Origin of the sequence: Lederbergia wuyishanensis, from assembly GCF_022900255.1 — a bacterium.
Taxonomy (GTDB): domain Bacteria; phylum Bacillota; class Bacilli; order Bacillales; family Bacillaceae_C; genus Lederbergia; species Lederbergia wuyishanensis.
In genome coordinates this window covers 148265-161743 of record NZ_JALIRM010000002.1, presented here as the reverse complement: position 1 = coordinate 161743, position 13479 = coordinate 148265, and the positions used below count along the sequence as shown (strand labels likewise).

Annotated in this window: 16 protein-coding genes; 12 read left to right on the top strand and 4 right to left on the bottom strand. The window is 35.6% G+C overall.

Annotated features, from left to right (window positions below; all coding sequences use genetic code 11):
- The first annotated feature begins 11 nt into the window (after positions 1-11).
- Positions 12-182 (top strand): hypothetical protein, encoded by a 171-nt coding sequence (locus MT489_RS06905; RefSeq protein WP_244680801.1) that lies wholly within the window; start codon positions 12-14, stop codon positions 180-182.
- A gap of 598 nt (positions 183-780) precedes the next feature.
- Positions 781-1386 (top strand): lysozyme inhibitor LprI family protein, encoded by a 606-nt coding sequence (locus tag MT489_RS06900; RefSeq protein WP_244680800.1) that lies wholly within the window; start codon positions 781-783, stop codon positions 1384-1386.
- Positions 1387-1622: 236 nt separating this feature from the next.
- On the opposite strand, the gene MT489_RS06895 is transcribed toward MT489_RS06900, so the two are convergent.
- Both MT489_RS06895 and MT489_RS06890 read right to left on the bottom strand, forming a co-directional pair.
- On the bottom strand, positions 1623-1778 hold the full coding sequence (locus MT489_RS06895; RefSeq protein WP_244680799.1) for a hypothetical protein: 156 nt from the start codon (positions 1776-1778) through the stop codon (positions 1623-1625).
- Positions 1775-2218 carry an SRPBCC family protein gene (locus MT489_RS06890; RefSeq protein ID WP_244680798.1) on the bottom strand — a complete coding sequence of 148 codons (444 nt, stop codon included), beginning with the start codon at positions 2216-2218 and terminating at the stop codon, positions 1775-1777. The genes MT489_RS06895 and MT489_RS06890 overlap by 4 nt, the downstream gene beginning before the upstream one ends.
- A gap of 372 nt (positions 2219-2590) precedes the next feature.
- On the opposite strand from MT489_RS06890, the gene MT489_RS06885 reads away from it, so the two are divergent.
- From MT489_RS06885 to MT489_RS06845, 9 genes are all read left to right on the top strand, one after another.
- Positions 2591-3808 (top strand): sensor histidine kinase, encoded by a 1218-nt coding sequence (locus MT489_RS06885; protein WP_244680797.1) that lies wholly within the window; start codon positions 2591-2593, stop codon positions 3806-3808.
- Between the two features lie 529 nt (positions 3809-4337).
- On the top strand, positions 4338-5510 hold the full coding sequence (locus MT489_RS06880) for a ParM/StbA family protein (RefSeq protein ID WP_244680796.1): 1173 nt from the start codon (positions 4338-4340) through the stop codon (positions 5508-5510).
- A gap of 43 nt (positions 5511-5553) precedes the next feature.
- On the top strand, positions 5554-6153 hold the full coding sequence (locus MT489_RS06875; protein ID WP_244681007.1) for a hypothetical protein: 600 nt from the start codon (positions 5554-5556) through the stop codon (positions 6151-6153).
- 304 nt (positions 6154-6457) lie between these two features.
- Complete coding sequence (locus tag MT489_RS06870; RefSeq protein WP_244680795.1) at positions 6458-7360, top strand: endonuclease/exonuclease/phosphatase family protein; 903 nt, start codon at positions 6458-6460, stop codon at positions 7358-7360.
- Positions 7361-7427: 67 nt separating this feature from the next.
- Complete coding sequence (locus MT489_RS06865) at positions 7428-7643, top strand: hypothetical protein (protein WP_244680794.1); 216 nt, start codon at positions 7428-7430, stop codon at positions 7641-7643.
- A gap of 252 nt (positions 7644-7895) precedes the next feature.
- Positions 7896-8342 (top strand): hypothetical protein, encoded by a 447-nt coding sequence (locus MT489_RS06860; protein WP_244680793.1) that lies wholly within the window; start codon positions 7896-7898, stop codon positions 8340-8342.
- 2 nt (positions 8343-8344) lie between these two features.
- On the top strand, positions 8345-8569 hold the full coding sequence (locus tag MT489_RS06855; protein ID WP_213111837.1) for a helix-turn-helix transcriptional regulator: 225 nt from the start codon (positions 8345-8347) through the stop codon (positions 8567-8569).
- A 59-nt stretch (positions 8570-8628) separates the two neighbouring features.
- On the top strand, positions 8629-9351 hold the full coding sequence (locus MT489_RS06850; protein ID WP_244680792.1) for a DUF4386 domain-containing protein: 723 nt from the start codon (positions 8629-8631) through the stop codon (positions 9349-9351).
- A gap of 195 nt (positions 9352-9546) precedes the next feature.
- Entirely contained in the window at positions 9547-10515 is a 969-nt protein-coding gene (locus MT489_RS06845) for an NAD(P)-dependent alcohol dehydrogenase (protein ID WP_244680791.1), read from the top strand.
- A 254-nt stretch (positions 10516-10769) separates the two neighbouring features.
- Here the strand turns inward: MT489_RS06845 and MT489_RS06840 are convergent, their stop codons facing one another.
- On the bottom strand, positions 10770-11156 hold the full coding sequence (locus MT489_RS06840; RefSeq protein ID WP_244680790.1) for a hypothetical protein: 387 nt from the start codon (positions 11154-11156) through the stop codon (positions 10770-10772).
- A gap of 362 nt (positions 11157-11518) precedes the next feature.
- Between MT489_RS06840 and MT489_RS06835 the strand changes: the two genes are divergently transcribed.
- Entirely contained in the window at positions 11519-11950 is a 432-nt protein-coding gene (locus tag MT489_RS06835) for a pentapeptide repeat-containing protein (RefSeq protein WP_244680789.1), read from the top strand.
- Between the two features lie 97 nt (positions 11951-12047).
- Here the strand turns inward: MT489_RS06835 and brnQ are convergent, their stop codons facing one another.
- The gene (gene brnQ, locus MT489_RS06830; RefSeq protein ID WP_244681006.1) at positions 12048-13394 is read right to left on the bottom strand and encodes a branched-chain amino acid transport system II carrier protein; all 1347 of its coding nucleotides are present in this window, start codon (positions 13392-13394) and stop codon (positions 12048-12050) included.
- Between the last annotated feature and the right edge of the window lie 85 nt (positions 13395-13479).

The following is a 13479-nucleotide window of genomic DNA, read 5'->3' as shown; positions in this document are numbered from 1 at the left end:
AGGATACTATAATGGATTTCCGAGATAATCATTGCAAAGCTTGCCACGGAACAGGAATGCTGGCTGATGATGAAGGATGGCAGTATAAATGCAGTGTTTGCAGTGGAGCAGGATTTATTAACGAAGAAACTTCAAGCGCAAGAATCATGGAAGTGGATGAAAACAATCGGCTGCTAGATTGAATAATAGCCTTTTTGACAAAAGACATTTCATGCCAGTTAACTGAAGAAGCTGCCTAAGCTTTTTGATTCCTTATGTGTTATTTGCTATATCGACATTTATTGTAATTCGTTCAATGGAACACCGCCCTGATGGTAACACTCTTTTCCCCCTTTGGAAGAAATAAATGCAATAATTAAAACCGCCTGTGTGAATAATATGCTCCCCTCTAAGTAGCCAGAAAAACGTCTGGCTTTTACAAGGGGAGTATTTTTATTCCCCTTTTATCTAACCTCAACATATGAGAAATCTATATACTTAAGAATAATTCTTATAGTCATATAGCTTTTCTTATTAAATTTACATTCCTCTTTTCTTGAATAATATCAAGCTTTTCGAAACCTCTCTGAACAATCTTTATATTAATTAATACAGCTTTGTTTTTAAACGATCTACCCCTTTAATTAACCTAGTCAAATACGATTTATGTACTATGATTGAAATAATCTAACTATTTTAAAAAGGTAATTTAGCAAATGAATATTTTTTTTTATGTTACCATTATACTTGGCTGGAAAAAAATTATATAAGGATTTTTATAGGACTAAGGAGTTTAAAAAAATGAAAAATAATCGGAAATTTTTAATGGTAATTTTAACAGTGGTATTAGTTATATTGACTGCTTGTGGGAATTCATCTGATAAGTCAAATGCCGAACCGAACAACCAGTCATCAAATAATGATGAAAATAAAACAGAGCACTCTTTAGAAGATACTGACAAAAGTGAGTTAAATGACCAAAGAGATATATCGTCTACAAATACTAATGATGGGGAATCACTAAAGACCAATAATACTGGTACTACTGAAAGTAAAAAGGAAGAATATATAGAAAAATTAAATGATACTAAAAAAGAAATGGATGAATTGCTAAGTAATTCAAACGATACAGCAACATATGCTATGAAAAAAGTAGAGGGAGATAGATATGATGCTTGGGATGAATTATTGAATGAGGTGTATGGAGTCCTAAAGGAACAACTTGCTAAAGAAGAGATGGACCAATTGAGAGAAGAACAAAGGAATTGGATAAAATATAGAGACGATACTGCGCTAGAGGCATCAAAAAAGTATAAAGGTGGTACTGCGGAACATTTAGAATACGTGACTGTGCTAGCAAATCTCACAGAGGAAAGATGCTATGAATTAGTTGAAAGTTATATGTAGTTATTTTAAACAATAACGAATTATTGTACTATACAACAAAAGTATCAGTTGAAGAGAAAGGGCTTAGAGAATTAATTTCTAAGCCCTTTTAATGAGAATTATACGTTGTTATCCTTTCCAGAAATCATGTGAATGACCTTACGAAATATAGTGGTTTGTAACGATGGGACAGTTAATTATACTCGGATGACACCCATTTACCCCCCTCCATTAGCGGTAGTTAAGTGCGTTTTGCACTAATACTTATGCTTATATGTAGTCGCCGGGATATACACGTCAATGAGATTACGTACATCATCATCCTTCACGATTAATCGATGAATTCTTCGCGATTTTAAAGTAAAAGAAAAGGCCATCTTTTTGATTACCTTTAGACCCGACATTATTTTCAATTAAGCTCCTCCAATTTTCTGGTGATTGCGATAACCATTTCTTTCGTTGTTTTTGGAAGGTAAGATTTTAAAATTTCATTTACCATTGCTCCTAATGTGCCACTTGCAGTGATGTCAAGAAAGCCGGTTATCCTCGTTCTATTTTTATCAATTGCTTCTGCGAGGTAATATCCACTTCCTGAAAGTTTGCCCTTTTCCCCTTTTAAAGAGAAGGTAACCTTTGTAGGTTCCATCCATTCTATTATCGTGACCATAAGGCTAATCTTTTTCTTTATAAGCCCAATGTCACTGTAAAATTCCCAGATCGATTGACGGTTCGTAAATTTCCGATGATGAATATATCCCGGAATAAGTGGGGCCCAGTTATCCATGTCCTTAACAAAATCCCAAACCTTATGAATTGGTAAATCCACCTCAGCTTGATGCATTCCACTTGGCATACCTTTTCCTTCTTTCCGTTTCAATATAATGACTTTATGTATGTATATGTTCGTTCCATTAAAAGGAGATTTGTCCCAGTTAAACTAGCGCTTATCGCAATCAATTTTATAATGACGGTCGATTAAGAAAGTGGTATCACGTAAACCAAATTAATACATTAGATTTTGGAAGAGAATATATCTGGTGTAGATAAAATATTATGAATGTAATCAGAATATTTGAAGGAGGAGACACTAATTACTATAGAACTAGATATCAAAAAATTTTATTTAGAATAGAGGGCTTTTATCCTGCTTTCATAGTAAGATGAATTGTATACAAAGTTATACACAAGGGAAAATTCTAATAAAGCATTAAAATAAGAGGTACGTATGAGGGAAAACTATCTTGATTTAAAAAATAAAATATATTATTTTTCAATGTTGGTTCCAATAGCCATGATGATAATGGGGTTATTTGTTGATAATCCACATATGGGTGATCATGGGGTCGGTTTTATCTGGCATGTTTCACTTGTTGTAATTCTATCTGGCTGTTTATTGCTTTACCCTAGATATGTAAACCGTGTTTTTAGAATGATTTTAATGATTGTGGCGTCGGTTTATTTTTATACAATTTTCTTTCTATATCCAGATACTGGGTCTACCTTTATCTTTCTATGTTTTATTCCGACAATCTCTATCTTGTTTTTTGATGCCAAGCTCTTTTACTTTTCTTTAGCATTAAACAGTGTATCGATAATATTTACTTACAGTTATATTGTGCTATTTGGTCAAGGATACCAATTCTACTTTATTAAACAGGATTTAATAGGAAATATTATAAACTTCATAGGAAGCCAAGTGATTATCTATTTTATTTTCTATTTAACGTATGGACGAATAAAAAAACAGCAGCAATATTATGAACAATTAAAGCAGACAGAGCGTTTGAAGATAACTGGTCAACTAGCAGCAGCTGTTGCTCATGAAATACGAAATCCTTTGACGGTTGTAAAAGGATTTTTAGAGCTGTACGAAAAAGATCCTGCAGTTAGTAATGACATAAAGAGGCATTATCGTTTGATGATTAGTGAATTGAATACTGCAGAACACGTCATTTCTCAATTGTTATCAGTTGCAAAGCCAAATAATGATTTAGACATTGAAACAGTGAATGTAAATGATGTTCTTCAGAGTGCAACGGATTTACTTCATTCATATGGACTTTTACATGAAAATAAAATTGAATTAAATATGGCAGAAGAGTGTTTTATCGCCGCTAACACAATAGAAATTAAACAGTTATTAATCAACATTATTAAAAACGCGATTGAGGCATCTGAAATTGGTGATTCAGTTAAGATAACGGCTGAGATGAAGAATGATTTAGTTGAGATTAAAGTAATCGATTATGGACAAGGAATGTCAGAAGTAGAAGTTGAGTCTTTGGGTACCCCTTTTTACTCTTTAAAAAGTAAAGGGACCGGATTAGGTATGATGATTTGTTATAATATTGCAAAGAAATATAAAGGCACCATTGATGTCCAAAGTACGAAAGGTGAGGGGACTACGGTTACGATTCGCTTCCCGTCAGAGAATAATTTGTAAAGGTGTATACGATTGAGGTGCTAATTTTATTGATAATTAGCCCTCTATTTGCAATTGCACCAGGTTCACTGTAACCGTGATAATGAGCAGTACCTAAACCCTTAATCTGTAACGCAAACCACTCGTCACACATAACGGGTGGTTTTTATTTTGTCATGTTCTGTTAAGTGCGTCCCCTAAGTATGGAAACATCTTCTTAAACACGTTTTAAATTAAGAAATTCCCCTTGTTTACAAAGGTGATTACAAGTATACAAAACGTAAACAATTGTAAACAATCTTGTTTACTTGTATACAAATGCGTATACATCCATTAACAGCAAGATGTATACGCATTTGTTATAGATGTTTACAAAATATGTTTACAAAAGTGACAAGTTTACAAGATGTTTACAGGTTTACGGTTGTGTTTCTTTTTGGCTGAGGTCATTGAAGAATACACTAAACATCTTTACCCTTAAATAAGAGACATGTTAATACATAGCTTTATCTAGTTAGAAATAAATCTATAAAATGTAAGGGATGATTTTATGACTAAAACGAGAATCGCAGCTGTCGATGTTGGAAATGACTCAATTAAGGCTATTTTTGGAGAATTAGAGCACGAATTAAATATTCCTAATATCGTGGCGAGGGATACGGAAGACCGTCCAGTTATTGGGGTAGAGGAATTGAATGATAAAAATCCTTTAGATGGTATTCATATAAAAGTGCATTCCCCTGCTTTGAAAGAGAATAATGCCGTTTACCGTGTCGGTCATTTAGCAACTAAAAGTAGCAATGCCACGGAATTAGACCCTGGCAGCAGTAAATCAGAAGAAGATCAAACTTTGGTGATGCTGTTTACCACTTTGGCGTTAGATGCTGTTAGAGAGGAGAATGCAAATATTTTCCCTCGTGCGAAAAATGTTGTTGATGCCAACTATACATTAGGAACCGGTCTCCCCCTCCGTGAGGTAAAAGAAGGCAAAGATGTTGGGTACCGCTCCAAATTGGTGGGATCTGTTCATCAAGTAGAATTTCTCGTCACACCTAAGTACCAAGGCTTAAAAGTAAATATTAAATTTAACGAAGTAAAGGTCTACCCGGAAGGCTTTGCTGCTTATATTAATCTTGTTATGGATAATAATTTAAAAATCATTAATAAAGATTTAATCGATAAAAGAATCCTCATTCAAGATATCGGGGGTCTATCAACAGATATCGCGGTTATTAAAAATCGAAATGTTGATGATGATAAGGCCCAAGGGTTTAACCTCGGCGTATCAGAATCACTTGAGTCTATTAGGGAAGAAATTAGGTCAAAGCATGGAGTAGAATTAGACAGCCGCCGCGATGTGGTCGAGATTATTACGAGGAAAAATGACCGGAATCATATTATGGTGAAAGGAAGCCGGACAAGCGTTCACGATATTACCGATCGGATTCTTCTAGAATTAGCGAAAAAGCAATACCGCCTATTACGCAATGTATGGCAGAAAAACTCACAAACTGAAATTTGCTACTTTGTCGGCGGTGGGTCTAACGTATTGAAAGAGTATATTAAAACATTAAATAATGGTCTAGACGGATATAATATAGAATTCTTTGAGGATGAAAAAGAGAGTATTTGGATGATGGCAAACGCCTACTACAAGCTAATCACTGATTTTGTAATGAAAACAGAGAAGCAAAAGGCGGTTAAAGAGCCAGTAAAAAGTTAATTTAAGGTGATCGTTTTAAAAAATGCAAGGAATGATACTTAATATGAAAAAATCCGCTTCAAGTGAGATTAAGAGGGGCCAAGCCATTTCTTTTCGCGTTCCATCTGATACACCCGACCATTTGCTAAAGCAATTGCAAAAATTAAAGGAAACTGAAAGAAGAAATTTTTCAAGTAAAATAGCGGAGTTTGTGCTGCAAGGAGTGGGAAATGCGTATTCAAGGGAAAGGGAAAGTATCACAATTCCCCTGCCGAAAAAATTAAGCAAATCACAACGAGATTGGTTGAAGCATGAACATTCAGAGGCATTACTCGGAAGTATCATTTATCATTTGTTATCTGACCCGGTTCGCTCTACGTCATTACTTGCTTCCATGAATAGTGCTTCATTAGATATAAATCAGGCATTATATCTGCAAGAAGAACCAACGAATGAAAGTAAGGTTGATTTGTCGGAAAGTGATGACTTCACGGAAACGACTGGAGAATCATCCGATATTGAAATTTTAGATGACGATTTAAGTACTTTTAATTGGGAATCCGCAAAACAAATCCAGCCGGAGATTGAGGAAGAAGAGAATGAGAAAAAAGAAAATAACTTGGATGATCTTCTGGGGGATTTTCTAGCTAGCATGAATAAATAAGAATATATGAAAGGCTGACCAAGATAATAATGGTCAGCCTTTTTGTTATGGGTAAGAAAAGCTTTTAGGATTGTATAGCAGGTACTACAATTCAACTGCTATGCTGTCTATGCACATTTGGAAGTCATAGAATAAGACTTCTGAACAAAAGGGATAATAAATGACAAATTGTAACGTCTGGGAAGTCTAATAGTGGATAAAAGAAAGGTTTTATCATTCAGTATATTCGTTATTCCTGACTAATTACTCAATTGATAAGGATCCACTTTGTTCCAATCACATAATCTATGGAGGAGGAATTAGATTGAAGAAGGTTTTGAAAGCCCTATTGTCAGTGGTAGCAGGTCTACTAGTTATCCTAAGTGGTTTGTTTCCGGGATCTTCGACTGGGTTTGCAGCAACAAACAAAGATCAATTGACTTCGGTAGATGTAAATGCGATGACTTTTAATCTAAGACACAAAAATAACAATGATTCCTCACCACATACCTGGAATGAAAGAATTCCTACCATTAAAAAACTAATTAACATGGAGAATCCAGATGTTATTGGGGCACAGGAAGTGTTATATACGCAACTAAAAGATTTAAAAAATATTTTGCCTCATTATAATTGGATTGGCGGAAATCGAGGAGAATACTCTGCTATATTTTATAAAGAAAAAGATTACAGCGTACTAGAGTATGACAGTTTGTGGTTATCGGACACTCCAGAAGTAATTGGTTCAAAAACATGGGGAAACCATATTCCAAGAATGGTTATTTGGGCAAAGTTTCTTGATAAAAAAACCAAGAAACCGTTCTATTTTGTCAATACACACTTTGATCATCGATCCGCCAATGCAAGAGAAAAAAGTTCAGAATTAATTCTAAAAGTAACAAAAGAATTTGATCCAAAGTTACCTGTTATTTTAACAGGCGACTTTAATGCTGGACCAGATAGTGCTCCACATCAAATTTTAACAAGTGATAGAGAATTTGATGATTTATGGGAAACAGCTGAGACAAGAATCAATGATGACTTAGGAACATTTAATGGATTTGAAGATCCTACTGGTGAAGGACCTGACAAGCGTATCGACTGGATTCTTGGAAAAGGAAACCTTACAGCTAAAAAAATTAAAATCGTTAACTATCAGAAGAATGGCCAATTTCCAAGTGATCATTTCCCAGTTGTTGCTGACATCTCCTTAACTTACAGCAAATAAGAAAATTAAATGAGCCAAGACTGCTGACATAGATGAAGAGTGTTTTGTTTATTTGAAGTACTGGGTATTGGGAAATAGAACTTGTAAAGAATATTGGTACGATTTTTTGCAAAAGGTCACTTTTTTTGATTTTGAAAATGATACATCTAAACTTCTGCTATGGAAACATATTAATGGGGTAATCCGACATGATGCTCACCACGCTGGACAAATGATATTAATTAGAAAATTACAAGGTATATGGCCAATTGATAAATATCCAACCGATAGTACTGATACTTAATGTTCTTTTGTTCAAATAAAGAGCGCATCAAGTGAACTAGACCGTCTTTTTATGACGGTCTTTTCTTCATCATTTCATATTTCTCTGAATCTGTTACGTAAACAGCAATCTGGTACATTGCCTACTAGGAGATATGCAAATTTATTTATTTTTTCTCTTTTGTAAAATAAGCTTTACATCGCGTAAAATATATATTACATTATGTATAACAAAGTTTACTAAGTGTTAATTAAAAAATACAGGGGGGAAACCATGACCTATCAAGAAAAGAAAAGCATCGTATCGCTGATTAGTGCAATACTTATTTTCGGAACTTATTCCTTATACATGTACCCGCAACACCCAGGTGGTGGACTGGAGTCGCTGGAAACCTTTCGCTATTGGGGCTCATTCGTCCTCATGCTGACTTTGTTTTCAGTAGTGGCACACATCATTATCAGCATTGTTTTTAACATCATATTTAGAATCACGACTGGAGAAAAGGAACCGACATTTGCTGATGAACTGGATAAGTTAATTGAATTGAAAGCGCACCGAAATTCTTTTTTTGTATTTATCATCGGCTTTCTACTTGCAATGGGATCACTGGTTATCTATCAGCCGTCACAGATAATGTTCATTATCCTGATTATTTCAGGATTCATTTCTGATGTGACTGGATCCGTTACGAAACTTTATCATTATAGGAAAGGAGTCTAATAATGGGAAAAAATCTTGTCGGCAATCATATCAGAAGATTACGATTCGACCATAATGAAATGACCCAACAGCAACTGGCTGACAAGGTAGGGGTAACAAGACAAACAATCGTAGCTCTCGAAAAGGGAAATTATTCCCCATCGCTAGAACTTGCTTTTCGAATTGCTCTGGCTTTTAACTTACCGTTAGAAGAAGTATTTTTCTATGGGGACAACACAAAGAAGTAGGAACTATGATGGTTTTTTGCTTTACCGTTTTTGAATTTATTAAGAGAAGGGGATAAAAAATGAATTCAAATAAAAAAGCAGCAAAAATTGTGGGATCATTATTTATACTTGCAGCGGTTACAGCGGTAATGGGTCTATTATTTTACAATCCTATCCTAAATGGTCCTGATTACCTAATTAAAGGTTCGGAACACGCCAATCAGGTGATAACGGGAGCGTTAATGGAGTTAATTCTAGTAGTTTCAGCGATTGGTACAGCAACAGTAATGTTTCCATTTTTAAGAAAGTACAATGAAACAATTGCTCTTTGGCATGTCTGTTTCAGGTTTCTTGAAGCGATTATCATTACGATTGGTGTAATTAGCGTGTTATCCCTATTAACGTTAAGTCGAGAATATGTAGAAGCGGGTGCTCCGGATATTGCATCGTTTCAAGCTTCAGGTATTTTGTTAAAAGCGGTGCATGAATGGACATTTTTGTTAGGTCCCAATTTCATGCTGGGCATTAATACGATGATGTATAGTTATATATTTTTTAAATCAAAGCTCGTACCGAGATTTATACCTATCTTAGGTATGACAGGAGCAACCCTTATTTTTTTGGCGGCATTGTTAGAAATGTTTGGAGTCATTCAACAAATTTCAGTTTGGGGTGCTATACTGGCTCTCCCAGTAGCAGCTAATGAAATGATTTTAGCAGTGTGGCTGATCTTTAAAGGTTTCAATGAATCTGCACTTGCTACCATATCTACAAAAAAGAAAACATTTGGAAGCTCCGCTTGAGATAATGGGTTCCAAACAGACTTAATAATTTGAGGACTTTACAATGCCATCTAAATAGGTCGGCATGAGCTTTTATTGGAACAAATCATTAAAATATTTTCAAAGAATACTTGCCAATGTGTTAGATCTTATAAAAAAGAATAAGTTTATCAGTGGGGATATTAGATGGTTTCAAAGGGAAACGGAGGAAAATTAATGAAGGCCATCGTTTATAGCAAATATGGTTCACCCGAAGTTCTTAAATTAACAGAAATAGATAAACCTATTCCTAAGAATAATGAGGTACTGGTTAAGATTAATGCATCATCCTTGAACTATGGCAATCTAGTTCTCCTGAAAGGAGATCCTTTCTTAGCACGCTTTGCCTTCGGTCTTCTAAAACCAAAATACACCATACCCGGAGGTGACATTGCGGGTAGGGTCGAAGCAGTTGGTAAAGATGTTACACAGTTTCAGCCGGGTCAAGAAGTATTTGGAGACCTTTCTACTTCTGGCTGGGGTGGATTTGCTGAATATGTATCTGTTCCTGAGAAAGCTTTAGCATTAAAACCAGAAAACCTCACATTTGAGGAAGCAGCTGCGGTACCTATGGCTGCAGTTACAGCCTTACAAGGTCTAAGGAATAAAGGAAAGATTCAGGCGAGGCAGAAGGTATTGATTAATGGTGCCTCAGGTGGTGTTGGGAGTTTTGCGGTACAGATTGCCAAATCTTTTGGCGCAGAGGTAACAGGTGTTTGCAGTACGAGAAATTTAGAAATCCTTCGATCCATTGGTGCAGATCATGTTATTGATTATACGAAAGAGGATTTTACCGAAAAAGTACAGAAGTATGATTTGATTCTTGCTGTTAATGGACACCATCCGATTACAGCTTATGAGCGATCACTAAATGATAAAGGAACTTTTATTCATGTTGGAGGATCGGGTGCCCAATTGTTTCAAACAATGACCTTAGGACCTTGGTTCTCACTCTCTGGAAGTAAAAAAATGTCTAGTTTATTACAGAGGCAAAACCAAAATGATTTAATTTATGTGAAAGAACTCCTAGAAGCCAGAAAGATAAAACCAGTCATTGATAAAACTTTTAAAATGAATGAAATTGTAAAAGCTTTCAAGTATTTCGAACAAGGGCACGCTCAAGGAAAAGTTGTCATAACTATTTAAAAATCTTTAAGAATAAAAAACGAATACTTGAAGATTAAGCGATACTTTATAGGTATCGCTTTTTTCAATTATTTTGTTACTACCCTATGCATATTTAAAAATGAAGAAAGAGCCAAAACCAGTAATATTAAGGATTTGGCTCTTTTCTATTTTAGATATTTATGCAGTTTATTACACTTTTTTTATTAATCTACGTTTACTTCTTTTGAAGAAGCAATTATGCAGCCTCTTAGTTTAACTAAATCAGACATGAACTATCTCGGGTAACTGCCATATCCCATACCTTGGCCAGGATAACCGCCCATCATCCCCATACCTTGGCCAGGATAACCGCCCATCATCCCCATACCTTGGCCAGGATGACCGCCCATCATCCCCATACCTTGGCCAGGATGACCGCCCATCATCCCCATACCTTGGCCAGGATAACCGCCCATCATCCCCATACCTTGGCCAGGATAACCGCCCATCATCCCCATACCTTGGCCAGGATGACCGCCCATCATCCCCATGCCTTGGCTAGGATAACCACTCATCCCCATACCTTGGCCAGGATAACCACCCATCCCCATACCTTGGCCGGGGTAACCGCCCATCCCCATGCCTTGGCTAGGGTAACCTCCATACATTTGTCTTTCCACTTTATATCCTCTCCCCTTAATTCCTTCAAAAATAGTGTATGTGTCTAAGAGCAAAGAGGAATAGACATGTGCCTATTGTAAATGTCTTCTAATTTGAGTTGGGGTGAAGAAGGTTTACAGGAAGTGAACATCAGACCAGAATATGAACATTATCGAAAGTAGGAAATGTATCTCCTATTTTGTATTGATGTTTTTTTAACTGATCTAAGTAAAAGTATATTTTAAAAGGATTATGAATAAGGAGATAGGTTATAAAAGATTAGTATTTGTCGAACAATTTCTAGAGTAGAAAACAGGTATTTTTATAAAAAATAAAGAATGGATATCTACCGAACAAATTTTAGAAAGTAGGTATTTGGCCAATGAGTAGTGAAAATAATAAAAAAATCGACTTCATTGATGATGTTAGAGAATTAAATGTACGTTATGCAGATATTTCAGGTTCGTCTTTTATTGAAAATATGTGTAGAAATCTATATTTCGAAAATGTTGATTTAAGTGGTACCAAAATAAATGATGCTAACCTTAGTAACTTGGAAATTGATGGAGCGCAAATCGGAGGTGCATCTATAAGGAATATAGGTATGCCACGTGAAGGTCATCCTTTGTATGATCCTAAAAATATGAAACAAAAACCAGTAAAGTTTGAGAATTGCGATTTCAATAATAGTACAATAACAAACTGTAATTTATCCAATGTAGAGATTGATGAATGTGACATAACAGGTATGAAAATAAATGGAATTTCCATTGAGGATCTACTTAAACATTATCATACCTCTAAAGATATTTAATTAGTTTTTTATCTTAAGAAAACGTACCTGTTTTTTCAGTCTTTCAATATTAATGAGTAAGGGGCTAATTTTTAGTAAATTAGCCCCTTACTTGCGTTTATTTAGATGCTCTTAATAATCGACTTACCACAGCTGTGATGATTATAACAACCAACGCAGGCAGCAGCCACCCAAGCCCTTCGTTATAAAGCGGTAATGTTTTTTCATAGAAGGAAACAATCGGCATCATCCAACCAAAATAATCAATTTCGAGTGATTGACATAGCGATTTCAATCCATCAAAGATACTAATCAAAAAGGTGGCGGCAATCGTTAAGATATATACAATCCGTTTGTGATTAAATAATGGTGATAAAAAGGTCAATAACATTAATACAATCGCAAGTGGATACAGGAACATGAGAACAGGAACTGAGAATGTAATAATGTTCGTTAATCCAAAGTTAGCGAAGATGAATGATATGGTAACAAAAAAGAATACTAATGACTTGTAACTGAATCTTGGGAAAAGTGTTTGAAAATATTCTGCACATGCTGTTACTAGTCCAATTGCTGTCGTTAAACAGGCAAGTGTGATAAGCAGCGCAAGTAAAATCAAGCCGAACGTTCCAAAATAGTACGATGCCGCATTACTTAATACTGGCCCGCCATTTTCAGATAGTCCAAAGGCTTCTGTGCTTGTTGCCCCCATATAGGCAATCCCAATGTAAATAGCGGCCAGTAACGAGATGGCAATTAAACCAGATATTGTTGTTGCCCTGATGATCCCGCCTTTTGTTGTAATTCCGAATGAGCGAACGGAATTGATAACAATAATACCAAATACGAGTGAGGCGATCGCATCCATCGTATTATATCCGTCTAAAAATCCTTTTACGAAAGCCCCGTTTGTATAATTCCCTACTGGAGCCTGAATGGTACCCATGGGACGAATGACGACCGTAACCAATAGAATAACGAGGAGAATTACAAGTCCGGGTGCCAAAATTTTACCTACGTTATCAACTATTTTTGCCGGGTTTAATGAAAACCAAAGGGTAATGATGAAAAATAGTAATGTAAAAATGAGTAATCCACCTTGATGAAATCCTTCACTTACAAAAGGCGTGATACCCACTTCGTATGCAACGGTGCCTGTACGTGGCAATGCAAAAAATGGACCAATGGTCAAATAGAGGAGACTCGTGAAAAAGATTGCATATATTGGGTTTACTCTACTAGCAAGCTCTTGCAAGTTACGACTTCCGGAAAAGCCCATTGCCAAAATCCCTAATAATGGTAAACCAACGCCCGTAATCAAAAATCCAGCTACAGCAGGCCAGAGATTTGTGCCAGCATTTTGTCCCAGTAGTGCTGGAAAAATTAAGTTCCCTGCACCGAAGAATAAAGCAAACAACATAACTCCAATTGCAGTATATTTTGAAAATGGTAGTTTTTCGTTCATCATATCTGTTCCTTTCTTTGATGCCTTAAACATTTAATAATCTCTTAAAAATAATAATAAAATTTATGTTACTACCTAATGATCT